Annotated in this window: 18 protein-coding genes; 12 read left to right on the forward strand and 6 right to left on the reverse strand. The window is 68.2% G+C overall.

All coding sequences use genetic code 11. The features are described 5' to 3' along the window. The first annotated feature begins 127 nt into the window (after positions 1-127). From nrdH to nrdE, 3 genes are read left to right on the forward strand one after another with little or no spacing between them, the layout of a single operon-like run. A complete protein-coding gene (nrdH, locus tag HCR68_RS05000; RefSeq protein ID WP_003788409.1) occupies positions 128-373 on the forward strand; it encodes a glutaredoxin-like protein NrdH in 246 nt (81 codons plus the stop codon). Positions 374-390: 17 nt separating this feature from the next. Beyond that, complete coding sequence (nrdI, locus tag HCR68_RS05005) at positions 391-801, forward strand: class Ib ribonucleoside-diphosphate reductase assembly flavoprotein NrdI (RefSeq protein WP_167146986.1); 411 nt, start codon at positions 391-393, stop codon at positions 799-801. Beyond that, a complete protein-coding gene (gene nrdE, locus HCR68_RS05010) occupies positions 786-2,942 on the forward strand; it encodes a class 1b ribonucleoside-diphosphate reductase subunit alpha (RefSeq protein ID WP_167146989.1) in 2,157 nt (718 codons plus the stop codon). The genes nrdI and nrdE overlap by 16 nt, the downstream gene beginning before the upstream one ends. A gap of 400 nt (positions 2,943-3,342) precedes the next feature. Here the strand turns inward: nrdE and HCR68_RS05015 are convergent, their stop codons facing one another. Then, entirely contained in the window at positions 3,343-4,458 is a 1,116-nt protein-coding gene (locus tag HCR68_RS05015) for a bile acid:sodium symporter family protein (protein ID WP_167146992.1), read from the reverse strand. A gap of 284 nt (positions 4,459-4,742) precedes the next feature. Then, positions 4,743-5,492 carry an NB-ARC domain-containing protein gene (locus tag HCR68_RS05020; protein WP_167146995.1) on the reverse strand — a complete coding sequence of 250 codons (750 nt, stop codon included), beginning with the start codon at positions 5,490-5,492 and terminating at the stop codon, positions 4,743-4,745. Between the two features lie 399 nt (positions 5,493-5,891). Between HCR68_RS05020 and HCR68_RS05025 the strand changes: the two genes are divergently transcribed. Then, positions 5,892-8,516, forward strand: coding sequence for a DUF5979 domain-containing protein (locus HCR68_RS05025; protein ID WP_167146998.1), 2,625 nt, complete (start codon positions 5,892-5,894; stop codon positions 8,514-8,516). A 290-nt stretch (positions 8,517-8,806) separates the two neighbouring features. After that, on the forward strand, positions 8,807-10,306 hold the full coding sequence (locus HCR68_RS05030) for a sugar porter family MFS transporter (RefSeq protein WP_208320507.1): 1,500 nt from the start codon (positions 8,807-8,809) through the stop codon (positions 10,304-10,306). 886 nt (positions 10,307-11,192) lie between these two features. On the opposite strand, the gene HCR68_RS05035 is transcribed toward HCR68_RS05030, so the two are convergent. Genes HCR68_RS05035 through HCR68_RS05045 form a run of 3 tightly spaced genes read right to left on the reverse strand, consistent with a single transcriptional unit; the run spans position 11,193 to position 13,347 of the window. Next, a complete protein-coding gene (locus tag HCR68_RS05035) occupies positions 11,193-11,966 on the reverse strand; it encodes an ABC transporter permease (protein ID WP_167147001.1) in 774 nt (257 codons plus the stop codon). Continuing rightward, positions 11,966-12,787 carry an ABC transporter ATP-binding protein gene (locus tag HCR68_RS05040; protein ID WP_167147004.1) on the reverse strand — a complete coding sequence of 274 codons (822 nt, stop codon included), beginning with the start codon at positions 12,785-12,787 and terminating at the stop codon, positions 11,966-11,968. Before HCR68_RS05040 ends, HCR68_RS05035 begins: the two co-directional genes overlap by 1 nt. Further along, a complete protein-coding gene (locus tag HCR68_RS05045) occupies positions 12,784-13,347 on the reverse strand; it encodes a TetR family transcriptional regulator (RefSeq protein ID WP_243858939.1) in 564 nt (187 codons plus the stop codon). Before HCR68_RS05045 ends, HCR68_RS05040 begins: the two co-directional genes overlap by 4 nt. Positions 13,348-13,534: 187 nt before the next feature. Here HCR68_RS05045 and nrdF point away from each other — a divergent pair, with 187 nt between their 5' ends. The 5 genes from nrdF to HCR68_RS05070 all read left to right on the forward strand — a co-directional run bounded on the left by nrdF (position 13,535) and on the right by HCR68_RS05070 (position 18,221). Next, the gene (gene nrdF / locus HCR68_RS05050; protein WP_167147007.1) at positions 13,535-14,509 is read left to right on the forward strand and encodes a class 1b ribonucleoside-diphosphate reductase subunit beta; all 975 of its coding nucleotides are present in this window, start codon (positions 13,535-13,537) and stop codon (positions 14,507-14,509) included. A gap of 57 nt (positions 14,510-14,566) precedes the next feature. Next, positions 14,567-15,967, forward strand: a complete 1,401-nt coding sequence (locus tag HCR68_RS05055) for an LssY C-terminal domain-containing protein (RefSeq protein WP_208320508.1) — start codon at positions 14,567-14,569, stop codon at positions 15,965-15,967. 109 nt (positions 15,968-16,076) lie between these two features. Then, positions 16,077-16,757 carry an NAD(P)-dependent oxidoreductase gene (locus HCR68_RS05060; RefSeq protein WP_167147010.1) on the forward strand — a complete coding sequence of 227 codons (681 nt, stop codon included), beginning with the start codon at positions 16,077-16,079 and terminating at the stop codon, positions 16,755-16,757. Positions 16,758-16,819: 62 nt separating this feature from the next. Beyond that, entirely contained in the window at positions 16,820-17,296 is a 477-nt protein-coding gene (locus tag HCR68_RS05065) for an Rrf2 family transcriptional regulator (RefSeq protein WP_167147013.1), read from the forward strand. Between the two features lie 67 nt (positions 17,297-17,363). Further along, the gene (locus HCR68_RS05070; protein WP_167147016.1) at positions 17,364-18,221 is read left to right on the forward strand and encodes a hypothetical protein; all 858 of its coding nucleotides are present in this window, start codon (positions 17,364-17,366) and stop codon (positions 18,219-18,221) included. A gap of 32 nt (positions 18,222-18,253) precedes the next feature. Here the strand turns inward: HCR68_RS05070 and HCR68_RS05075 are convergent, their stop codons facing one another. Further along, the gene (locus HCR68_RS05075; RefSeq protein WP_167147019.1) at positions 18,254-19,240 is read right to left on the reverse strand and encodes a LacI family DNA-binding transcriptional regulator; all 987 of its coding nucleotides are present in this window, start codon (positions 19,238-19,240) and stop codon (positions 18,254-18,256) included. A 253-nt stretch (positions 19,241-19,493) separates the two neighbouring features. On the opposite strand from HCR68_RS05075, the gene HCR68_RS05080 reads away from it, so the two are divergent. Beyond that, positions 19,494-22,682 (forward strand): glycoside hydrolase family 2 TIM barrel-domain containing protein, encoded by a 3,189-nt coding sequence (locus HCR68_RS05080; RefSeq protein WP_167147022.1) that lies wholly within the window; start codon positions 19,494-19,496, stop codon positions 22,680-22,682. Continuing rightward, positions 22,679-24,229, forward strand: a complete 1,551-nt coding sequence (locus HCR68_RS05085; protein ID WP_167147025.1) for a glycoside-pentoside-hexuronide (GPH):cation symporter — start codon at positions 22,679-22,681, stop codon at positions 24,227-24,229. Before HCR68_RS05080 ends, HCR68_RS05085 begins: the two co-directional genes overlap by 4 nt. Positions 24,230-24,239: the final 10 nt, after the last annotated feature.

Consider the following 24,239-nt stretch of genomic DNA (forward strand, 5'->3'; position numbering starts at 1 on the left):
GGTAGTGTCTTACTCCGCGGGGCCGTTCTGGCCTCCCGTGAATGACAAGCGTGTGGTGCCGCCGGCGCAGTCCCTGCCCAGGGACGGGCCGCAGTCACCGCCACCGGACCCTGAGGAAGAGACGGCCATGGCGATCACCATCTACAGCAAGCCCAACTGCGTCCAGTGCACGGCCACCTACCGCGCCATGGACAAGGCCGGTCTGTCCTACGAGACGGTGGACATTTCCCTGGATGCTCAGGCTCTCGAGCAGGTCAAGTCGCTGGGCTACGCCCAGGCTCCCGTCGTCGTCGCCGGAGAGGACCACTGGTCCGGCTTCCGTCCGGACAAGATCAAGACCCTCGCCCTGGCCGTCGAGTCCGTCGCGGTCTGAAGACCCCGGGGCGCGCCGTGAGCAGCAGGCCCCTGCTGGTCTACTTCTCCTCCACCTCGGAGAACACGCACCGGTTCGTGGGCAAGCTCGGCTTCCCGACGGCGCGCATCCCCCTGCGGCGTACGGATCCGCCGCTGACTGTGGATGAGGAGTACGTCCTGGTCGTACCCACCTACGGCGGCGGATCCGTCAAGGGGGCGGTGCCCAAGCAGGTCATCGCCTTCCTCAACAACCCGGACAACCGGGCCCTGTGCCGGGGCGTCATCGCCTCGGGCAACACCAACTTCGGCCAGGCCTACTGCCTGGCGGGTGACATCATCGCCAGCAAGCTGGGGGTGCCGTTCCTGTACCGCTACGAGCTGCTCGGCACCCCCACGGACGTCGCACGCGTCAAAGAAGGATTGGAAGACTTTTGGCAGACACGCTGACGGACATCGGCTCAGAGACCGTGTCCTCCCCGGATCTGGACTACCACGCGCTCAACGCGAAGCTGAACCTCTACGACGCGAACGGCAGGATCCAGTTCGACGCCGACCATGAGGCGGCCCGGCAGTACTTCCTGCAGCACGTCAACCAGAACACGGTGTTCTTCCATGACCTGGAGGAGAAGCTCGAGTACCTGGTCGAGGAGGGCTACTACGAGGGCCACATCCTGGACAAGTACTCCCCGGAGTTCGTCAAGGACGCCTTCAAGGCCGCCTACGCCCACAAGTTCCGCTTCGAGACCTTCCTGGGCGCCTTCAAGTACTACACGTCCTACACGCTCAAGACCTTCGACGGGAAGCGCTACCTGGAGCGCTTCGAGGACCGCGTCACCATGGTGGCCCTCACCCTGGCCGACGGCGACGAGCAGCTGGCCCTCGACCTCATCGACGAGATGATGTCCGGCCGCTTCCAGCCGGCCACCCCCACCTTCCTCAACGAGGGCAAGGCTCAGCGCGGCGAACCCGTGTCCTGCTTCCTGGTGCGCATCGAGGACAACATGGAGTCGATCGCCCGCGGTATCAACTCCGCCCTCCAGCTGTCCAAGCGCGGCGGGGGAGTGGCCCTGCTGCTGAGCAACCTGCGTGAGATGGGCGCTCCCATCAAGCGCATCGAGAACCAGTCCAGCGGCGTCATCCCCGTCATGAAGCTGTTGGAGGACTCCTTCTCCTATGCCAACCAGCTGGGGGCCCGCCAGGGCGCCGGGGCCGTGTACCTGCATGCCCACCACCCCGACATCATGCGGTTCCTGGACACCAAGCGGGAGAACGCCGACGAGAAGATCCGCATCAAGACCCTCTCCCTGGGCGTCGTCATCCCGGACATCACCTTCGAGCTGGCCCGCAAGAACGAGGACATGTACCTCTTCAGCCCCTACGACGTCGAGCGCGTCTACGGCATGCCCTTCGCGGACGTCAACGTCACGGAGAAGTACCACGAGATGGTGGATGACGGGCGCATCAAGAAGAAGAAGATCAACGCCCGCACCTTCTTCCAGACCCTGGCCGAGATCCAGTTCGAGTCCGGCTACCCGTACGTCATGTTCGAGGACACGGTCAACAGGGCCAACCCCATCAAGGGCAAGGTCGTCATGTCCAACCTGTGCTCCGAGATCCTCCAGGTCTCCGAGCCCAGCGAGCTCAACGAGGACCTCACCTTCGCCCACGTGGGCAAGGACATCTCCTGCAACCTGGGCAGCCTCAATATCGCCAAGACGATGGACTCCCCGGACTTCGCCCGCACGATCCGCACCGCGGTGCGCGGCCTGACGGCCGTCAGCGACCAGACCCACCTGCCCAGCGTGCCCTCCATCGACCGGGGCAACCACGAGTCGCACGCCATCGGCCTGGGGCAGATGAACCTCCACGGCTTCCTGGCGCGCGAGCGCATCCACTACGGCTCCGAGGAAGGCCTGGACTTCACCAACGTCTACTTCGCCAGCGTCCTGTTCGCCGCCCTGACGGCGTCGAACGAGATGGCCGTGGAGCGCGGGGAGAGCTTCGTGGGCTTCGAGGACTCGACCTACGCCAGCGGCGAGTTCTTCGAGAAGTACGTGACCCAGGACTTCGTGCCGGTCACCGAGCGCGTCAAGGAGATCTTTGAGGCCTCCAGCGTGGACGTGCCCACACGTGAGGACTGGGCCGCTCTGGCCGCCAAGGTCAAGGAGGGCGGCCTGTACAACCGCAACCTGCAGGCCGTGCCGCCCACCGGCTCGATCTCCTACATCAACAACTCCACCTCCTCGATCCACCCGATCGTGGCCAAGGTGGAGATTCGCAAGGAGGGCAAGATCGGCCGCGTCTACTACCCGGCGCCCTTCATGACGAATGACAACCTCGAGTACTACCAGGACGCCTACGAGATCGGCCCCGAGAAGATCATCGACACCTACGCCGCGGCCACCCAGCACGTGGACCAGGGCCTGAGCCTCACGCTGTTCTTCCCGGACACGGCCACCACCCGTGACGTCAACCGCGCCCAGATCTACGCGTGGCGCAAGGGCATCAAGACCCTCTACTACATTCGCCTGCGCCAGGCGGCCCTGACCGGCACCGAGGTCGAGGGCTGCGTGTCCTGCATGCTGTGAACCGGTCGTCGTCGGCCATCTGCCGTTGACCGATGTCACCGATACCGGGGCCGGAAGGACGTGATTCCTTCCGGCCCCGGCGTCGTGCCGGATAGGGAGCTGTCCTTGCCAACCGTCTCTCATGGTGCGCGAAACCCGGCTCGCCCACCGTCCGGAAGGCTGCCGGGTTCACTTCACGGGGCTACTGCCCTGAGCATCCGTCACTCTATCGCGAGATCGGTTCGGTGCAGTGGTTGCTCAAGCGCGAACGCCGGGCCCACATGACGACATGGGTGCACTGGCGCTTACTTCCACTCCGCGCCGTAACGCGGCGGCACGTCAACTGTACGCCATCGTTGCCGACAACGCCGATGGTGCTGTGTGGCTTACACGGTCGTTGAGCCCGCTCAATTCCGCGCCGTCAGGTGCCTGAGGGTAATGGCTCTCCGCTCTCGGCCCGACGGCGCAGCTCGCGCACGGTGGCGTGCGGGTCCTCCCCGGGCGGGAAGCCGCGCAGACGCCAGTACATGGCCAGCAGGGAGCCGGTGATCGTGTGCCAGAAGGTCGCCACCGCACAAGGGGCGGCCACCGCCGCACTCAGGTACTGCAGGGCCAGGGTCGATCCGAGCCCGGCGTTCTGCAGTCCCACCTCGATGCCGATCGTGCGCCGGTCGGCCCGCGAGACCCCGAAGGTCCGCGCCGCCGCGTAGCCCAGCGCGTAACCGGTCGCGTTCTCCAGGGCGATCGCTGCGAACATGAGCGGACCGGCGGTGGCGATGAGCGGCTGGCTCTTGGAGGCCACCGCCGCCACCACCGCGGCGATCGCCACCACCGACACCCACGGCATAGCCGGCTGGATCCGGGCCACCTGCTTGTGGAAGAAGACGTTGCAGGCCAGGCCCGCACCCACCGGCAGCAGCACGATCTGCACGATCGACAGCGCCATCGAACCGGCCGGGACCTGCATGTAGGTGCCGGCCAGCCATAGGGTCAGCAGTGGGGTGACCACCGGGGCGAGCATCGTGGAGAAGGCCGTCATCGACACCGACAGGGCCGTGTTGCCCTTGGCCAGATAGGTGACCACGTTCGACGTCGTCCCACCGGGCACGCAACCGATGAGGATGATGCCGACCTTGAGCTCGGGGGACAGCGGCAGCAGGTTCGCGACGCTCCAGCCCACCAGCGGCATGATCGCGTACTGGCTGAGCACGCCCAGAACGACCGGCTTCGGGTGCCGGGCGATCATCGTGAAGTCTGGGATCGACAGGGTCATCCCCATCCCCAACATCGTGACGGCCAGCAGTGGCGTCATGTAGCCGGCCAGCGGCACGAAGGTGGCGGGGGAGAAGTAGGCGGCGAGGAAGGCGCCGAACATGATGAGGGGGAAGACCGTCACCGCGATGCGGGCGCTGTGGTCCTGCTTCTTCTCGGCTGCGGCGTCGGCTAAGTCCTGAGTCGTGGTGACTGTGCTCGCGGCCGGTTCGTCGGAGTCCTTGGGGTCCTCGGAACGCGGGGCGGTGTCGGTGGGGGCGGTCATGGGATGCCTCGGATCATCGGTAGAGCATCGGTGGGGATACGCCCGGGGAGATTAGTCCGAGGAGTGAAACACTACTGTCTCATTCCGGTGCGTGGACGCCAACGCCGTCCTGGATCCGCAGCGTGCGCCTGGTGCGGCTGAGTCGTGCTGCGAGTCAGGGGCTGCGGGGATCGTGAGCCGGGGCCGTGGGGAACTTTCGGAGCTGTCGCGAGGCTCTCGACCCGTCGCGGTCGTACCTTGGGTCGCGCGATCGAGGGGTAAAGGGCACGAACGCGCGACCTACCCTACGAACGCGCGGATGCCTCGTCGTCGGCGTCCTCTGCGCCGCCGGCATCCGCATCGTCAGCATCCTCGTCGGAGCCGGACTCGTCGTCGGGCTCGCGCCATACCTCGTCGCAGCGGTGGACGCTCGTGGCGATGAGACGCGCGTTGGGCAGGTCCACCGTGCGCACCCAGTGCCCGGCGTCGAGTGCGTTCCTGCCGAAGTCCTCATGACGGTTGATGAGCCGCACCACGAGGACCTCCTCGGGCACGTCGATGTGGATGAGCAGGTCGATCCGCTCGCGCACCGCGCCCCACCCGCGCGTCTCCAGGGCCAGATAGTTGCCCTCCGTGAGAACGACGCCGGTTCCCGACACGACCCCTCCGGCCGCCACCGCCTCATGCAGATCGCGCCGGTAGACCGGAACGAGGACCTGCTGGGCGCCGTCGGCCCGCACGCGATCGAGGGTGGCGAGGTAGCCCTCGACGTCGAAGGTGTCCGGTGCGCCCTTGCGGTCGTGACGGCCCAGCTCGTCGAGGACGGCGCTGGACAGGTGGAAGCCGTCCATGGGGACGAGCCCGGCGAAGATGCCGGCCTCCTTGAGCCTGGCCTCCAGGTCCGCGGCGATCGTTGACTTGCCCGACCCGGGTGCGCCGACGAGCCCGACGACGAGGCGCGCGGGTGCGCTGTCCTCCGCCAACCGCTGCGTGAGCTGGTCGACGAGGCTGCTGACAAGGGTGGCGGTCTCGCCCACCCGTACCGTGGGGCTCATGGAACTATTATCTCAGTCAACTACTCGGCTGAGGGGCTGATGCGGCATCTGTAGCCATTGTGATGCCTTGATGGCGGGGTGCCCGGGAGCAATGGCGACGACGCAGGGAAAAAGTGGTGGAGGTGGCCGGTCCGTGGTTGGTTCCGTAGCCGGCCCCGCTCGGATGGGCTGTACGGCGGTCATGCTGGTCGTCGTCGGGCCGGGGAAGGTGCCGGGGTGGAGGCCCCTGGTGGCGGTGCGGGGAATCCGGGCGCAATGGTGCGCTTTAGCGGGTCGAGACCCAATGGCTGCAAAGTCGTGACTATGGATTGAGACCTGCGCTACTGAAAGATCGCCTCTCAAGAACATAAGTTCAGGAGAACGTCAGTTTATTCTCAGAATTCTCTCGAAAGGCAGCCTGTGTCCGCTATCCCCATCCCCAGGGTGCTTGGCACTCCCGCGCGTGCGGCAGGTGCGCTTCTGGCGCTTGTCGCACTCGTCGCCACGCTCCTGACGGTCCTGCCCATGCAGGCCCGAGCCGCCAACAACCCGTCGATCGCCGTCTCCGACCTCTCGCTCGTGGTCTCCAACGCCAACGGTGTCGAGGAGCCTGACAACACCTCGGTCAAGGTCGACGACATCCTCAAGCTGAAGTTCGCCTGGGACGCCAGCAACGCCAACGCCAAGAGCGGTGACTCCTTCCAGATCGGACTGCCCGAGCAGCTCCGCAACCGGGAGCACCTCTCCGAGCCGATCAAGGTCACCCACCAGGGCGCGGAGCACACCATTGGTGAGTGCGCGATGGACGACCGCACCATCACCTGCACCTTCAACGCCACCCTCGACACCATCGTCGCCCAGGGCTTCAGCGGTCTGCGGGGCACCGGTACGGCGCTGGTGGTGGCCGCCGCGGCCAGTGACTCGGCCGATATGACGGTCGATGCCAACGGCAAGCAGACCGCCGTGCCCGTGCCCGGCGGCAAGATCGCCGAGAACGTTGGTCCCGCATACACTCCGCAGTCGCTGAGCAAGTGGGCCTTCGACGTCACCAGCACCTCCAAGCGGCTCGACTGGGAGCTGACTTTCGGACCGGACCAGGTCAAGGCCGCCCTCGAGAGGAGCGGCGGCTCCCTGGCGGTGGACGGGAAGACCCGATCGACCATTACCTTCACCGACCAGCTCGGCCCCGGACAGGCGTACATCCCGGCCAAGAGCGAGTGGAAGCTGAACATCGGTACCGCCCAGGGCAGGGACCGCCTCCACGGTCAGGTCACCGACGCCAGCGGCACCGACCAGGACACCAGCCAGGGCGACTTCGACCTCGATGTCTCCATCCAGGGCAACACCGCCACCCTCACAGTGACCGGCCCCTTCGCGCCGCAGACCAACTACCACATCTACTACGCCTCGACCCCCTCCACGGCCGACGGCGCCGTCCAGGCCGGCGTGGAGTACACGAACACCGCCTCCGTGGTGGGCACCGACATGGAGCACTCCTACTCGGTGTACTACACCAAGTCCTTCACCATCGACGTCGTCATGGAGCCGGGATTCGGCGGGCTGGACATCACCAAGCTCCTCACCGGGACCGAGACGGCCAAGGTGCCGGCCGGCACCACCTTCACGGTCAACATCAACTACACCCTTCCCGGTGGCGCCACCGTGGACACCTACCCGAGCTGGAAGGCTCCGGGGACCGTCAACCAGGCCCGTACCGGCGGTGACACGTCCATGACCGTCACCGTTGGTGAGAAGGCCGTGTACAACGGCACCTTCCCGGCCGGGACGGTCCTGTCCCTCGACGAGGACACGACGACGGCCTCGACCACTCCCGCAGGCGTCACCTGGGGCCGCCACACCTTCACGGTGGGAGACCAGAACACCAACACCCTGACCGTTCAGGACCAGAAGTCCACCGCCGTGATGCTGCGTAACGCCGCCGACCCCGCCGCCGTGGAGGAGGGCGACTTCACGGTCACCAAGGCCCTGGCCGGCGACGGCGACTTCAGCAAGTCGACCTTCGAGTTCGCCTACACCTGCACCGACGGCACCGAGGGGTCGCTGACGGTGACCGGTGCGGCGACGTCGGAGAAGTCCAAGAAGATCAAGGCCGGCTCGACCTGCACCGTCACCGAGGACAACGCCAAGGCCGCCCGGGCCGGTTACACGCTGACCGCCCCGGCCGAGCAGACCGTGGCGATCACCAAGGACCAGACGGCCGCCGTGACGATGACCAACACCTACACCCGCGACATGGGCACCTTCTCGGTGGCCAAGACCGTGACCGGTGCCGAGGTGGGGGACAAGGAGTTCACCTTCTCCTACACCTGCGACAACGGCGCGAAGGACACCCTCAGGATCAAGGCCGACTCGGCCGCCTTCGGTCCTGAGCTGCCCGTGGGCACCACGTGCACCATCGAGGAGGACACTCAGGCAGCCGCCGTCGAGGGCTACACCCTCAAGGCGCCCGCCGCCCAGACGGTGACCATCGGTGAGAAGGATCAGGCGGTGCTCACGACCTTCACCAACGCCTACACGCCCACGGCATCGCCGTCTCCCTCTCCGTCGCCCAGTGAGTCGGCCTCGCCCTCGCCGAGCGCATCGCCGTCGTCGGACCCGAGCGACTCACCCTCCTCGACGCCGTCCCCGTCGGCCAGCGAGTCTCCGTCTCCGGACCCGAGCGAGTCGCCGACGGCGTCCCCGTCGTCGAGTGAGTCGGCCTCGCCGGACCCGACGCCGAGTGAGTCTCCGTCGTCGGACCCGAGCGAGTCACCCTCATCGGACCCGAGCGAGTCCTCGTCTCCGGACCCGAGTGAGTCGCCCTCGCCGAGCGATTCCGCCACTCCCGGTGACACCTCCTCGCCGAGCGAGACCCCGCAGGCCGGGCCCAGTGACCCGCCGGCGCCGGACCCGACGCCCGGAGTGCCCAGTGATCCCTCCGGAGGTCCGCTGGCCAGCACCGGTGTCACGGTCGCCCTGCCGCTGGCGCTCGCCGTGCTCGCGGTGATGGCGGGTGCCCTGATGGTGAGCCGCCGCCGCGCCTGAGACGGTCCGCCGGACCCCAGCCCATCGGGGATGCGCCCCCGAGCACGCTCAGTCCTATGACGGAGCGGGCTCGGGGGCGCCGTCGTCCGTTGCCTCAATCAATCGACCGAGCGTCAAGGACTTGGGTCCCGGGCGGGTGCTGTGGAACCGGACCTGCGGGGAGGGCGGGGAGAAGGGCGACGAAACGCCTACTGCGGCACCCGGCGCGGTCGTAGCCTGAGGGAGTCCGCCATGCTGCACGGCATGAAGTGAGCGCCGTGCGCGACTCTTCCGACGTCAGGACACACACCATGGCAGAGTCATCCCCGTCATCCGCGTCATCCTCATCGTCGTCGTCATCCTCCCGGCCACCGGTCGCCTCCTCGTCGGGGTCGACCGTGGACGACCCGGGTGAGACCGTCAGCCGTATCAACGCCCGGATCATCGGCATCTGCGTGGCCGCCGCCCTGGGCGGGTTCCTCTTCGGCTTCGACACCGCCGTCATCAACGGCGCCGTCGACGCCCTCTCCGACCAGTTCGCCCTCAGCGATGCTCTCAAGGGCTTCTCCGTCTCCTCGGCGCTCATCGGCTGCACCGCCGGCGCCTGGTTCGCCGGGCCGGTCTCCAACCGGCTGGGACGGGTGCCGGTCATGCTCATCGCCGCCGTCATGTTCCTGGCCTCCGCACTCGGATCGGGGCTGGCCTTCGGCGTCATCGACTTCATCGTGTGGCGCGTGGTGGGCGGCCTGGGCGTGGGGGCGGCCTCCGTCATCGCGCCGGCCTACATCGCCGAGGTCTCCCCGGCGAGCGTGCGCGGCCGCCTCGGCTCCCTCCAGCAGCTGGCCATCGTCATCGGCATCTTCTCCTCACTCCTGGCCGACGCCTGGTTCTCCGGTCAGGCCGGTGGAGCGGCCAAGGAGCTGTGGCTGGGGTTGGAGGCCTGGCGCTGGATGTTCATCGCCGAGGGGCTGCCCGCCCTCGTCTACGGTCTCTTCGCCTTCCGGCTGCCGGAGTCCCCGCGCTTCCTCGTGGCGCGCGGCGACTACGACAAGGCCTCCCAGGTGCTCTACGACTTCACCGGCATCGTCAACGTCAATCTCAAGATCGAGGAGATCCGCTCCACCATCGACTCCGAGAAGCGCGAGTCCCTGTCCGACCTGCGCGGCTCGGCGCTGGGCCTCAAGCCGATCGTCTGGGTGGGCATCCTGCTGTCCGTCTTCCAGCAGTTCGTGGGCATCAACGTCATCTTCTACTACTCGACGACGCTGTGGCGCACCGTGGGCTTCGAGGAGTCCGACGCCTTGACGATCACCGTCATCACGTCGGTCACCAACATCGTGGTGACGATCGTGGCGATCCTCCTGGTGGACAAGGTGGGGCGCCGCCCCATGCTCCTGGTCGGCTCGCTGTTCATGACGATCTCCCTGGGGCTCATGGCTCTGGCCTTCTCCTTCGCCAATGTCAGCGGCGGTGAGGTCACTCTGGAGGCGCCCTGGTCGCCGATCGCGCTGGTGGCGGCCAACCTGTTCGTCGTGGCCTTCGGGGCGACCTGGGGGCCGCTCGTGTGGGTGCTGCTGGGCGAGATGTTCCCCAACCGGATTCGTGCCGGGGCGCTGGCGGTCGCGGCGGCGGCCCAGTGGGTGGCGAACTTCTTCATCTCCACCACCTTCCCGACCTTCTCCAGCATCAGCCTGACCTTCGCCTACGGCTTCTACGCCGTCTTCGCGCTGCTGTCGCTCCTCTTCGTCTTCTTCCGGGTGCCCGAGACCAAGGGCAAGGAGCTCGAGGAGATGGAGGACCTGGCGGTCTGAAGCGGAGTGGGGAACCTGTCCTGGCCGGCGGCCTCTGGAACAAGAAGGCGGGAGGCGTAGGCGTCAGTCCTCATCGGTGACGATGAGTCGCCGGCTGGCGGTGAGCCGGGCCGACCACCTCGCAGCGTGGGCACCGGACGCCGCCGACCCGGGTGCGAGGAGTCAAGGGGAATCCTCCCCGTTCCGCAGGTGGGGCCGAGATCCTACGGTGACATCATGGTTCGTCAGCGACGCAGCGTCATCCGTTTCCTCCTGACCGCGCTCCGTCTGGCGCGTTCGAGCGAGGCGATCCGGCTCTGACAGATCCCGCGAGGCGTGAGTGGAGTAGTCGTAGGCGCCCTGCGAGGGTCGAGTGCACTGCTCATTGCTTTAAGCAAGAGGAGTCAAGTCTGATGAGTATTCGGCGCCGTACAGTGCTGGCACTGGGGGCGGCGTCTCTTGCTTCCGGCGCGGCCGGATGTACGCCATTCACTCTCGCTCGTAACAGGAGACGGCGGAAGGTGCGCGAGTACCTCTCCGGGCTTGACGGTGTCACATCGGCCGAGGTGGATGTGAATGTCGAGTTCATGGGCGAAGATCGCTGGACAGCGGATGTGACGCTCAAGGACGATCCTGGTCTGGACTCGGTGCTGGCGATTGTTCGCGACGCCCGCAACAAAGTCATCAGTATTACCGACTCCGACGACGTGGATCTGGACGTCACCTGGAATCAGGGTGCGACAACCGTGGCTTGCCACCTTCCCATCAATGATGCTGAAAAGGCGCCGTCGTCGGCAGCGGTGACCCTCCCGAGCAGGGGGCGGCCATCCTGGCCGCAGCGCAGCAGCCGGCGGCCTCGTCCTGACGGGTCGGTGGCGGGGTCGTCTGGTGCGAACGAGTGTTGCGGTCAGTCGGCGCCCAGCTGGAGGCGGTCCCAGGAGCGGAGTGTCATCCAGGCCCCGATCGCGGCGACCATCAGAGGAGCCATCAGCAGCAGCGCGCTGACGTCCTCGCGGCGTGTGGCCCAGACGACCGGGATCGACCATGGGGCGTAGGTGCCCAGTCCGAAACCGGCGGCCAGATTGGTGACGACGAGGATCGCCAGCGTGAGCCCGATCCCGGCCAGGTAGCCGCGCCAGCGGGTCGCCGCCCACATGACCGGCAGGGCGCCGGCGCTGAGCAGCGCCGCGACCAGCAGCAGCGTCGCGAAGCAGCCGGCGGCGCCCGCTGCTCCCAGGCCGAGCAGCAGCCCCGCCGTCGTCAGCAGTGCCGCCTGACCGGCACCCAGCAGGACCGACCATGCCAGTGTCGCCACCATCTTGGCCGTGGCGATGCTGCGCAAGGTGGGCGGGATCGCGAACAGGCCCGCAACGGTGCCCTCGGTGAACTCCCGTCCCACACTCCACGACATCACCACGCCCACGGCCAGGAGCATCGTGGCGCTCACGCTCGTGACCCCGAGCTGGGTGTAGCCGTCCCAACCCGGTGAGGTCACCATGGAGGCGGCCTTCCGCCCCAGATCGGTGTCGCCGGTGTGCATCGCCGCGGCGTACCCGCCGGCCGTGGTCACCAGAACCAGGATGAGGCCGGCGAGCGTCGCCACACGCGTCACCGTGGCCCGAGCCAGCTTGCGAGCCTCCAAGCCGATCGCGACTCTCAGATCGCTGCGTCCTGTCTCCATCACGAGGCCTCCCGCCCCTCCTGGTCACCAATCGCTTGGAGGAACCGCCCTGGGCCGGACTCCGCGGCGGCCCGATCGGCCGCCAGGACGACGTCGAAGAACGCCTGCTCAAGGTCCGTCCCCCCGGACCTTCCGGGCTCGCAGGGTGAGATCGTATCGATGACCCGTCCTCGGTGCAGGACGTCGACCCGATCGGCGATCCGCGTCAGCTCATCGAAGTGGTGCCCGGTCACCAGCACCGAGCCGCCGCGCTCCGTCACCTCCCGCAGGAGCTCCCGGAACCCGACGACGGCGAGCGGGTCGAGTCCGATGGTCGGCTCATCGAGGACGACGACGTCCGGCTCGTGCGCCAGGGCCCCGACCAGCCCCACCTTCTGGCGCGTGCCCAGCGACAGGCGACGCACGGGTACGTCGAGCCAACCGGTCAGCGCCAGCTCCTCACTCATCCTCGCCGCGACCCTCCCCGCACGCTCGGGATCGGCTCCGTGGAGGCGGGTCGCCGCCTCGATGTTCTGGCGGGCCGTGAGCTCGGGGTAGGACAACGGCGTCTCCACCAGGTGGCCCACCCTCCGCCAGACTTCCCTGGGGCAGGAGGCGATGTCGCGCCCGTGCAGCAGGACCCTCCCGGCGTCGGGGCGGAGCATGCCCAGGATGACGCGCAGAGCCGTGGTCTTCCCGGCGCCGTTGAGACCCACGACGGCGCGGCACTCGCCCCCGGCGACCGAGAGGCTGAGGTCGCGCAGAACAGCTACTCCCCGAAGGCTGACATCGACGCCCTCAACCGCCAGGGCCGGCGTCGGCGCAAGCGCCTCGCCGCTCATGACTCCCCCAGCAGGGTGAGAAGGCCCCGGCTGAGAGCGGTGACCGCGTCGTCGGCAGAGGTGGTCCCGTCCGCCCAGGCCAGGAGGAGGCCGGTGGCGGCCCCCATGATGGCACCGGCGGCGGCCCGTGCCGCCGCGTCGTCGACGCCCGGAACGATGAGCGCCTCGGCGATGGCGCGCTCGGTGTCCTGGCTCGCGGCTCGCACGGCGGCCGACAGTGACGGCGTGCCGGCCGCCAGGCGGACGCGCTCCAGGAACTCCTGCGATGACATCTCCTCGCGCGCCTGCTCCTGGCTCATCGCCGCAACCAGGCCGCGCACCGCCCGGGTCAGTGGCCGCCAACGCCGTGGCTGAGCCCGTACCGCCTCAGCGATGAGCGGATCGAACATGTCCGCCACCACCACGGACTCCTTGGTGGGGAAGTGGCGGAAGAAGGTCATGTGGGAGACCCCGGCGGCCCTGGCGATCTCCGTGACCGGGACCGCGTCGAACCCCTGCTCGGCGAACATCCTCAGGGCGGTGCGACGAAGCCGGTCGGAGGTTGACGTGCGAGGACTCATGCAGACGATGTTAGTCAGTCACAAAACGTGAGTCAATAACATGATGTCGGTCGAGCTTCTGCCCGGGCGCTCCCATACGCGGCAGCGCGGCTGGCGCCACAGTCGCCGAGCGGTCGGGCATCACAGCCGCCCGGCGTCGTCGTCGGTAGCATGAGGGCAGCTCAGCCGATCCCGGGAGGAACCACCCATGCACGAGCCCATCAAGCTGGTCGACCGCGTCCAGGCCATCAACTGGAACCGCCTGGCCGATGACAAGGACCTTGAGGTCTGGGACCGCCTGACCGGCAACTTCTGGCTGCCCGAGAAGGTGCCGCTGTCCAACGACGTGCAGTCCTGGGCCACCCTGACCGAGGCCGAGAAGAACATGACCACGCGGGTCTTCACCGGCCTGACCCTCCTGGACACCATCCAGGGCACGGTCGGCGCGGTCTCCCTCATCCCCGACGCCCGCACCCCCCACGAGGAGGCGGTGCTCACCAACATCGCCTTCATGGAGTCGGTCCACGCCCGCTCCTACTCCTCGATCTTCTCCACCCTCATCTCGACGGCGGAGATCGACGAGGCCTTCCGCTGGAGCGAGGAGAACGAGAACCTCCAGCGCAAAGCCCGCATCATCCTGGACTACTACCGCGGCGACGACTCCGAGAAGCGCAAGGTCGCCTCCACCATGCTGGAGTCCTTCCTCTTCTACTCCGGCTTCTACGCCCCCATGTACTGGTCCAGCCACGCCAAGCTGACCAACACCGCCGACCTCATTCGCCTCATCATCCGCGACGAGGCCGTCCACGGCTACTACATCGGCTACAAGTACCAGCTCGCCGTGCGCGAGTCCTCGCCCGAGCGCCAGCAAGAGCTCAAGGACTACACCTTCGAGCTGCTCATGGAGCTCTACGACAACGAGGAGCAGTACACCGAGGACCTCTACGACGAGCTCGGCCTGACCGAGGACGTCAAGAAGTTCCTGCGCTACAACGCCAACAAGGCGCTCATGAACCTGGGCTACGAGGCGCTGTTCCCGGCCGACGCCGTCGACGTCAACCCGGCGATCCTCGCCTCCCTGTCCCCCAACGCCGACGAGAACCACGACTTCTTCTCCGGCTCGGGCTCCTCCTACGTCATGGGCACGGCCGAGGCCACCCAGGACGAGGACTGGGACTTCTGAGACTGTTCTCCTGCTGTCTGCTGAGTGGTCCTCGGGACCTCTGGGTAGCGTGAGCCCATGACGACACCCGAGGTGACTCGCCCCCGTCCGACGGCGCCGCCCGTCTACCGTGACGGCCCCTCCAAGATGTCGGAGGTCAACGCGCGCTCCTGGGGCATCGACGACGTCCTGGACTCCGTCTTCTTCGCCATCGCCGCCGTCGCCACGCTGTGGCTGGCCTGGCTGCTCATCGGCTCGGGGTGGCACCTCGAGCCGGCGCTCGTGGTCAACTCGCTGCTGTTCTGGGCGGTCCTGGCCTACCTCGCCCTGCCGCGCCTCCACCAGGTCCTCACCTGGCTCTACGTGCCCGACTACTTCATCGGCCGCACCCGCACCCCCGACGGGCTCCTGGGCGACCCGGTCAACCTCGCGGTCAAGGGCGACGAGGAGGACATCCACGAGGCGATGGTGGCCGCCGGCTGGGTGCGCGCCGATCCCATCACCCTGCGATCCTCGTGGCGCATCGTCCTCTCCTCGCTGCTGCGCCGCTCCTACCCGGCGGCTCCCGTCTCCAACCTCCTGCTGTTCGGGCGCAAGCAGAGCTTCGCCTACCAGAAGGAGGTCGAGGGCAACCCCTCCCAGCGCCACCACATCCGCTTCTGGTACTGCCCGCCCGGCTGGGTCCTGCCCGGCGGGGGCCACGTGGACTGGCTGGCCGCCGCCACCTACGACCGCGCCGTCGGCCTGAGCGTCCTCACCCTCCAGGTCACCCACAAGATCGACGCGGACATCGACATCGAGCGCGACTACGTCGTCGACGACGTCCGCTGGGCCAACGAGGCCGCCGAGCTCGAGATCTGGCCGGAGTTCTTCACCTCCTACCACGACAAGAACGGGGGAGGGGACCGGGTGGTCACCGACGGCGCCCTTCACATCCTCGACCTCAACGAGGTGGTGCCCGGATCGGACTCCGGGCTCTCCCTGCGCCTGGCCCACCTCGCCGACCTCGAGGCCCGACGGCGCCGCCCCAGTCAGCTCGTCATCGCCCTGGTCCTCATCGGGCTCATGGTCGTCGTCGAGCTCATGCGCGTCACCCGCATCGATGTCGCCGACCTGCTGGACGTCACCCCGATCGCCGGCATGGACCAGGGCGCCGTTGCCGCGGTCGTCGCCGTCATCGCCACGGTGTCGGCCGTCCTCACGCTCGTCACGGCCGCCCTGGGCGTGGCGGCCTGGCACGGGCACCCGCGGGGCCGTATCGCCCTCATGGCCACCCTGGTCCTGGGCATCGTCACGGACATGGGGCAGGTCTCCAGCCTCGGGGTCCGCCAGGCCACCCTCGGACTGGTCGTCACCAGCGCGCTCCAGGTCCTGGCCCTGCTGGCGCTCTCGGCCCGGCAGGTCCACGAGTGGGAGCGCGCCCGCAAGGAGGAGCGTCTCGCCGCCCGCGCCGAGGCTCGAGCCGCCTCCGTAGGGTAGGTCACTCAGCAATCGCCGCATCCGGGCTTGCCGCCTCCGTCATACGTGGATACGCTCTATCCATAGATATTGAACATCGCTAATACGGTGACTGAGTGAGGACAGACGCATGACCACGAACAACGCAGGCAGTGCAGCTGACGCAGGTAACGCAGACAGTGCGGCGAACGACATGATGGACAGCGCTGCGAGTAGGACTCCCGGTGCCACGACGCACGTCCTGCTCGGAGGCAACGGCTACCTCGGCCGGGAGGTGACGCGCCAGTGGCTCGCGGCCGACCCTCGCGCGCAGTTCCTGGTGGTGTCGAGCTCCGGGCGCAACGAGCTCACCGATCCCCGGGTGCGCACCATCGCCGCGGACGCCCGCTCCTACGAGTCCCTCGCTGCCGCCCTGCCCGAGCGCTTCGACACCATTGTCGACTTCCTGGGCCGGCCGGACAAGGATCCGCAGGCCCTTGAGGACATCAACGCCCGGCCCGCTCGGGCCATGCGCCGCCTGGCCGAGGAGCGAGGCGCGCTGGCGATGGGCGCGGTGGGAGGTGTGCTGGGCCCGGGATCCTTCACCCGCATCAAGAAGCAGGTCCTGGCCGAGCTCGCCACCTCCTCAGTGCCGCTCGTCAGTGTTGAGCCCACGGTGCTCTACGGTGCCGGGCGCAGTGACGCGCTGGCCCGGATGGTGCCCCTGTTCAAGTTCCTGGGACTGTTCTCCTCCCGATTCGCACCCGAGCGGGTGGAGGATGTGGCCGCAGCAATGGTCTCCGGGCTGCGCGGTCACCTGGCTCGCCGGTGACCGGCAGTGATCGCCGATGACCTGGAACGACGTACGAGGGCTCGAGAAGGAGGGCGCGTCTGATGAAGATGAACCGCAGTACTGAGCAGGCGGTCTTCGTCGTCCTGATGCTCGCCCTGCAGGAGGGTCACCGCCCGGTCGCCAGCAGCACGCTGGCGCGCATCCTGGGGGTATCGGACTCCTACCTCAAGAAGGTCCTGCGCACCCTGGTGGTGGCCGGGCTGGTGGAGGCCAGTCCGGGCCGCGAGGGCGGCTTCGCCCTGGCTCGCCCGGTCGAGGAGCTGACCTTCGGCGACGTCTTCACCGTCATGGAGAGCATCGAGGCGCCGACCACCACGCCAGAGCTGGCCCTCAGCATCTTCCCGCCCTCGGCGCACCTGGACCGCAGCATCGCGCTCGTCGAGTCGACGATGGCGCACGCCTCAGAGGCCTTCGTGCAGGCGCTGTCCGACCTTCCGCTCACGGCCCTGCTGGAGAAGGGGGCCTACGAGGAGGGCAGCGTGGACTGGGCTCACCGCGGCGGGGCGGTGGAGGGCTAGCCGGCCGCCGTTCTCCGCACGGCGCATCCGGTTCCTTCCGGGTCCCGGTGAGCAATAGGCTGCGCTCATGAGCGAGTACCTGGCAGGACCGCAGGAAGACAGCGCCGGCGGCGCAGGCAGTACCGACCCGGCAGATCGGGCCGGCCGGCGCGCCAGCCACCGCGACGACTCCCGCCCCGTTGACGGTGGCCGTGAGCACGTGCGCTTCGGCATCCCCTTCAACGGCGTCGTCCCCATCTGGCACGACGACGCCACCATCACCTGGCACCGGCCCGCCGACGGCACCGACCTGTCCAGCGTCCTGGGCATGGGCCTGGTGGAGTCCGAGCCCGGCCCGGCCCAGGCCCCGGCCGGCTGGCAGGAACGGGTGGAGACCGGCACCCTGACCGACTCCGGTCGCCTCCTGCTGCTCAAGGCCGCGACGCCGTCGGGCCGCCGCGCCATCAACGATCCCGGCGACGGGGCCCCCATCCCCTTGGAGGCGCCGCTGGGCTACGAGGAGGCCATGGAGGGGGTCTTCGACGTCGTCAGCTTCGGCATCCACATCGGCCGCATCATGCTGCGCGCCGCCCGCGACGGCGGGATCATCCTGTTCACCCTGCGCGCGCCGCGGGACCCCGAGCCGCACCACATCCTGTCCGTGCCCGCGCAGGTCGACGACCGCGGCGTCATGAGCTTCCACCTGGGCACCCTTCAGGAGATGGAGGGCGGCGCCTGGGACGCAGCCACTCACCGGGACGGCATGGCCCTGCTCGATCTCACCGTTCCCTACGTCGACCTCGTGGCCGAGGCCGGCCCCGACGGCGAGGAGGGGCTCGACGCCGACAGCGTCCTGGAGATGGCCCAGCCGGTCATCCAGTGCATCCTCAAGCCCGGCTTCCCCTTCGCGCTGGGCGCCTCCATGCTCCTGCCCCAGGAGGACTGAGCTGGTGGGCTGACGCGCACCGTTCGCTGCGCTCAGGCGGCCGGCGGGGCGGTTGAGCCTCGCACGATGAGCTCGGTGGGGATGACGATGCTGCGGCTGCCGTCCAGCGTCCCGGAGGCCGCCTGCTCCAGCACCAGTCCCACCATCTCGCGGCCGTGCCGCTTGAAGTCCTGGCGCACCGTGGTCAGTGGCGGGAAGCTGAACTCGCCCACGGCCAGGCCGTCGAAGCCGACGACCGAGACGTCCTGCGGCACGCGCCTGCCCTGCTCGTGCATGGCCCGGATGAGGCCCAGAGCCAGCTCGTCGTTGGCGCAGAAGACGGCCGTCACCTCCGGGTCCGCGGCCAGGCGCAGCCCGGCCTCGTAGCCCGCGGCGGCCTCCCAGCCGCCGGGCACCGGCTCGGGAACCTCCCGGCCTGCCTCCTGCAGGCAGCGGGCCCAGGTGGCTCGGCGAACCAGGCTGGACTGGGAGTCCTCGGGCCCGCTCACGTGGTGGACGGTGCGGTGCCCCAGCCCCACGAGGTGCTCGACGGCGTCGCGCACCCCGCCGGCCTGGTCGGCGCTGGCCGAGGGGTAGTAGTCCACGAGCGTGGAGTCCGAGACCGCCACCGGCATCGTGGGCGGCAGGACCAGGTGCTCGCGCCCGGCCCGACCGGCCTGCACGACGACGAGCCCGTCGATGGCCTGGTGGGAGAGCCGGTAGACGGCCTCGCGCAGGTCGTCGGAGGCGGGACGCTCCACCTGGACGAGGTTGACGGCGTAGTCGGCGGCCGTGGCGGCCTCCAGCACTCCCGCGGTGGTCAGGGCCTCCCCGGTGCGCTGGATCTGTTGGGTCAGCACGCCGATCGCCTTGAAGGATCCTCGGCGCAGGGCCTGCGCGGCACGGTTGGGGGAGTAGCCGAGCTGGTTCATCGCCCGCAGGACCCGTTCGCGGGTATCGGGCCGGACGTGCTCCGACCCCGCTGCCACGCGCGAGACGGTCTGGGCCGAGACACCGGCCAGACGAGCCACATCGCTCATCGACGGCGCTCCCTGTGCGCCCCGGCTCCGCCCTGGCATGACGCGAGGTTATCAGGATTGTCAGGGGTATCCGCAGTCTGACTTCTTGGTGACGTTACCATAACTCTCCTCCTCCGAGGTTGAGAAAGTCGAAATTGTGTCAGTAGATCTGCCTCACAGGAGCGGATCACGTCTATCATGTTAACGTCAACACCAAGACGTTGCACCGCTGCGCGTCCTCTGTTCCCGACAACCCCTTTAAGGGAGCCGAACAATGATCGTTCCTAGACACTTCGAGGACCTCGGCGTCCTCCACGAGCACACGCTGCCGCCGCGCTCCTACTACGTGCCCGCCTCCCGTCCCATCGCCACCAGCCCCTGGAGGCGGGAGGACTCCGACCGCTTCCACCTGCTCAGCGGGCAGTGGGCCTTCCGCTACCTGCCCAGCGTCCATGAGCTGACCGAGGCCTTCTGGGAGGAATCCGCCCCCGAGACCACCGGCGACGACGCGGCCCCCGGAGACCCCGGTGACCCTGCCGCCTCCCCCGTTCCGGAGGGCTTCACCCGGATCCAGGTCCCCAGTACCTGGCAGCACCTGGGTTACGACCACCACCAGTACACCAACGTGCGCTACCCCATCCCCTTCGACCCGCCCCATGTCCCCCAGGACAACCCCTGCGGCGTCTACATCCGCGACTTCGAGTACACCCCGGATCCCGCCGCCCCCAGCACCTACCTGACCTTCGAGGGCGTGGACTCCTGCTTCTACGTGTGGCTCAACGGCACCTACGTCGGCTACAGCCAGGTCTCCCACGCCTCCGCCGAGTTCGACGTCACCGAGCTCATCCGCCCCGGCGCCAACCGCCTGGCCGTCCTGGTCCTCAAGTGGTGCGACGGCACCTACCTGGAGGACCAGGACAAGTTCCGCACCAGCGGCATCTTCCGCGACGTCTACCTCCTGAGCCGCCCGTCCTCCGTCCTGTTCGACTACGTCACCACCACCTCGCTCGGCCCGGTGGTCGGCACCGGCTTCGACGCCGGACCGGCCGCCGCCGTCGTCAAGATCCAGGGCGCCTACCGAGGCGGGTCCGTCCCCACCACCGTCGAGCTCATCGACCACGACGGCGCGGTGGTCGCCACCGGCGAGCTGGAGCCCTTCGCCGGCGACGACGGCTACACCCACCGGGCCCGCCTGACTGTTGAGGCCCCCTACCTGTGGAGCGCCGAGAGCCCCTACCTCTACACCCTGGTCCTGACCACGCCCGACGAGGTCATCACCGACCGGGTGGGCATCCGCGAGGTCGAGGTGAGCGACGCCGTCGTCCGCCTCAACGGCCGGCCCATCACCCTGCGAGGCGTCAACCGGCACGACTCCGACCCGGCCACCGGGCCCGTCGTCGACCTGGAGCACATGCAGTGGGACCTGCGCCTGATGAAGGAGCACAACATCAACGCGGTGCGCAGTTCCCACTACCCCAACGACCCGCGCTTCTACCAGCTGTGCGACGAGCACGGCCTCTACGTCATGTCCGAGGCCGACAACGAGAGCCACGGCACCCAGAGCCGCTTCCTGGCCGACCCCTCCTGGGACAACCAGGTCGAGCACTGGAACGAGCCCATCGCCGACAACCCCGAGTGGACCGAGGCCACCGTCGACCGCATGAGACTGTGCGTCCACCGGGAGAAGAACCGCCCCAGCATCATCTCCTGGTCCGCTGGCAACGAGTGCTCCTACGGCTGCACCCTCGAGGCGGCCCTCATGTGGGCCAAGGACTTCGACCCCACGCGCCTGACCCATTACGAGAGCTCCTACTACCGCGACTCCAAGCGCCGCTACGACTACTCCTGCATCGACCTGTACAGCCGCATGTACCCCGGCATCGAGGAGATCCGCGACTACCTGGACTCCGACCCGGACAAGCCCTTCATCCTCGTGGAGTACTGCCACGCCATGGGCAACGGCCCCGGCGACCTCGAGGACTACTGGGAGATCATCCGGGCCGACGAGCGCATGTGCGGCGGCTTCGTGTGGGAGTGGTGCGACCACGCGGTGACCGCCGGGACCAGCGACGACGGCCGGCCGATCCACCTCTACGGCGGCGACCACGATGAGGCCGTCCACGACGGCAACTTCTGCGTCGACGGGCTCGTCTCGCCCGACCGCGTCCCCCACCCCGGCCTGGCCGAGCTCAAGAACGTCCAGCGCCCCGCCCGCGTCGTCGAGTACGACCAGGACGAGGGCCTGCTCACGATCCACAACGACCTCGACCACACCGACCTGTCCCAGTACCTGCGCATCTCCTACGAGGTGCTGTGCGACGGTGTCGTCGTGGACCGCGAGGACCTCGACCTGGTCGAGCCCGTCCCGCCGCACACGAGCGTCATGCTGTGCTGTGAGCCGAGCGTCCCGCCCACCGGCCGCTGCCACCTGCTGGTCACCTACCGGCTCGCGCGCCCCGACTCGCTGCTGGCCGCCGGCCACGTCCTGGGCTTCGATGAGATCCCGCTGCGCAACGCCGACAGGCGCCACCGGTGGGTCGCGGCGCTCGCGAGCCGCCCCGTTGGGGAGACCCGCCTGCCGGTCAGGCGCGAGGGGACCCGGATCGAGATCGAGACCGACAAGCTGACCTGCGCCATCGACACCCGCACCGGCCTGCCCGTCTCCCTGTCCGCGGACGGTCGTGAGCTCCTGGACCGTCCGGTCGAGCTCAACATCTGGCGGGCGCCCACCGACAACGACCGCCACGTGCGCCTGGAGTGGGAGCGCGCCCACTACCACCAGGCCGTGGCCCGCGCCTACGGCGTCGACGTCGACGAGGAGCCCGGCCGCGTCACCATCAACGCCGACGTCGGCCTCGTGGCGCCCTCGGTCCAGCCCGCCCTGCGCGGGCGGCTGGTGTGGACCCTCACCGACGACGGGGTCCTGAGCCTGGGCCTGCGGCTGCGCCGGACGCTGGGCTTCCCCAGCCTGCCGCGCCTGGGACTGCGCCTCTTCCTGCCCGAGGCCATGAACCAGGTCGACTACTACGGCCTGGGCCCGCAGGAGAGCTACGTCGACAAGCGTCGCGCCAGCCACCACGGGGCCTTCAGCGCCGAGGTCGTCGACCTCCACGAGGACTACATCCGGCCCCAGGAGAACGGCAGCCACGCCGACTGCAACAAGGTGATCGTCTCCGGGGGCGGCCTGAGCCTGGCCGTCGTCGGGCCGACCCCCTTCTCCTTCAACGCCTCCCGCTACACGCAGGAGGAGCTGGCCTGCCGACGGCGCAACACCGACCTGACGCCGTCGGGAAGCACGGTCCTGTGCCTGGACGCCGCCATGGCGGGCATCGGGTCCAACAGCTGCGGGCCCGCCCTGCGGCCCCGCTACCAGGTCGACAGCCAGGAGCTGGGGATGGAGCTCCATCTCCTGCTCAACCCCCTCATCACCCACACCAGCACTCACAACGAGGTGAAGCCATGAGCAGCGACTCTGCCGGCAGCAAGTCCGGCGCCCCCACCGCAGGAACCGGTCTGGAGGCGGCCAGCGAGAGGAAGTACCTGAAGTGGTACAACAAGGTGGGCTACGGCTCGGGCGACGTGGCAGGCAACGTCGTCTACGTGCTCCTGTCCGCCTTCGTCATGATCTACCTGACGGACACCGCCGGGCTCAACGCGGGCGTCGTCGGCACCCTCATGATGATCTCGCGCCTGTTCGACGGATTCTCCGACATCATCTTCGGGGCGCTGCTGGACCGCACCAGCACGCGGATGGGCAAGGCCCGGCCGTGGATGCTGTGGGGTTTCGTGGGCTGTGCCGCCATGATCATCGCGATCTTCGCGATCCCCACGAGCCTGGGCGACACCGCCAAGTACGCCTGGTTCTTCATCGCCTACACGCTGCTCAACGCGGTTTTCTACACGGCCAACAACATCGCCTACTCCTCACTGACCGCGCTCATCACCCGTAACGGCTCCGAGCGCGTGCAGATGGGCTCCATCCGCTTCATGTTCGCCTTCGGGACGAACCTGCTCATCCAGAGCATCACCGTGGGCGGGGTGGCCCTGTTCGGCGGCGGCGCCGTCGGCTGGCGGACCATGGCGATCATCTACGCGCTGCTCGGCCTGGCGGTCAACACCCTGTCGGTGCTCTCGGTTAAGGAGCTGCCGCCTGAGGAGCTGGAGGGCGAGGACGCACCCAAGGACGACAAGCTCTCGGTGGGGGAGTCGGCCAAGCTGCTCCTGTCCAACAAGTACTACCTCATCATCCTCATCGTCTTCCTGCTCACCCAGATCTTCACGGCCATGCTCAACATGGGCATCTACTTCATGACCTACATCCTGGGCGACGCCAACCTGCTGGGGACCTTCGCCTGGGCCATCAACGTTCCGCTCATCGTGGGACTCATGATCACGCCGCTGGTGGTGAGCCGGTTCGGGGGCATGTACCGGATCAACATCATCGGGTACGTCATCGCCACCCTCGGGCGGCTCGGGGTGCTCGTGGCGGCCTACTTGCACAACATCCCGCTCATGCTGGTCCTCTCCGGCATCGCGGCCCTGGGCATGAGCTCCTTGCAGGGAACGCTCAACGCCCTGATCGCCGAGGCCTCGGAGAACACCTGGCTGCGCACCGGCAAGCGCATCGACGGGCTCATGTTCTCCTGCACGTCGCTCGGCGTGAAGGTCGGCGGCGGGCTCGGCACCGCCGTGTCCGGGTGGCTGCTGGCCGCCTCCGGCTATGACGGGCAGCTGAGTGTTCAGCCGGGCTCCGCCATCCAGATGCTCTACGTCATGTACGTGTGGTTCCCGCTCGTGGCCAACGCGCTCATCCTCTTCCTGCTCACCCGGCTCGACGTCGAGAAGGTCAACACCGGGCTCAAGGAGCAGCTCGACGCCCAGGCGGCCGGTGAGGTCGGTGACTCGGCCGCTGCCGACGGTGACTCGGCCGCTGCGGGAGAGGCAGGCGACGCCGTCGAGAGCCTGGGAGCCGCTGCCGGAATCGAGGAGAGCGACGGCTCGACGAGCTGAGGTCGCGCGA

This window comes from Actinomyces sp. ZJ308, assembly GCF_011752065.1.
GTDB lineage: Bacteria > Actinomycetota > Actinomycetes > Actinomycetales > Actinomycetaceae > Actinomyces.

Bases quoted from the DNA above. Each gene is read 5' to 3' on its own strand.
- nrdH (WP_003788409.1), top strand. From the start codon at position 128: ATGGCGATCACCATCTACAGCAAGCCCAACTGCGTCCAGTGCACGGCC.
- HCR68_RS05015 (WP_167146992.1), bottom strand. From the start codon at position 4,458: ATGACCGCCCCCACCGACACCGCCCCGCGTTCCGAGGACCCCAAGGAC.
- HCR68_RS05020 (WP_167146995.1), bottom strand. From the start codon at position 5,492: ATGAGCCCCACGGTACGGGTGGGCGAGACCGCCACCCTTGTCAGCAGC.
- HCR68_RS05030 (WP_208320507.1), top strand. From the start codon at position 8,807: ATGGCAGAGTCATCCCCGTCATCCGCGTCATCCTCATCGTCGTCGTCA.
- HCR68_RS05035 (WP_167147001.1), bottom strand. From the start codon at position 11,966: ATGGAGACAGGACGCAGCGATCTGAGAGTCGCGATCGGCTTGGAGGCT.
- HCR68_RS05040 (WP_167147004.1), bottom strand. From the start codon at position 12,787: ATGAGCGGCGAGGCGCTTGCGCCGACGCCGGCCCTGGCGGTTGAGGGC.
- HCR68_RS05045 (WP_243858939.1), bottom strand. From the start codon at position 13,347: ATGAGTCCTCGCACGTCAACCTCCGACCGGCTTCGTCGCACCGCCCTG.
- nrdF (WP_167147007.1), top strand. From the start codon at position 13,535: ATGCACGAGCCCATCAAGCTGGTCGACCGCGTCCAGGCCATCAACTGG.
- HCR68_RS05055 (WP_208320508.1), top strand. From the start codon at position 14,567: ATGACGACACCCGAGGTGACTCGCCCCCGTCCGACGGCGCCGCCCGTC.
- HCR68_RS05060 (WP_167147010.1), top strand. From the start codon at position 16,077: ATGACCACGAACAACGCAGGCAGTGCAGCTGACGCAGGTAACGCAGAC.
- HCR68_RS05065 (WP_167147013.1), top strand. From the start codon at position 16,820: ATGAAGATGAACCGCAGTACTGAGCAGGCGGTCTTCGTCGTCCTGATG.
- HCR68_RS05070 (WP_167147016.1), top strand. From the start codon at position 17,364: ATGAGCGAGTACCTGGCAGGACCGCAGGAAGACAGCGCCGGCGGCGCA.
- HCR68_RS05075 (WP_167147019.1), bottom strand. From the start codon at position 19,240: ATGAGCGATGTGGCTCGTCTGGCCGGTGTCTCGGCCCAGACCGTCTCG.
- HCR68_RS05080 (WP_167147022.1), top strand. From the start codon at position 19,494: ATGATCGTTCCTAGACACTTCGAGGACCTCGGCGTCCTCCACGAGCAC.
- HCR68_RS05085 (WP_167147025.1), top strand. From the start codon at position 22,679: ATGAGCAGCGACTCTGCCGGCAGCAAGTCCGGCGCCCCCACCGCAGGA.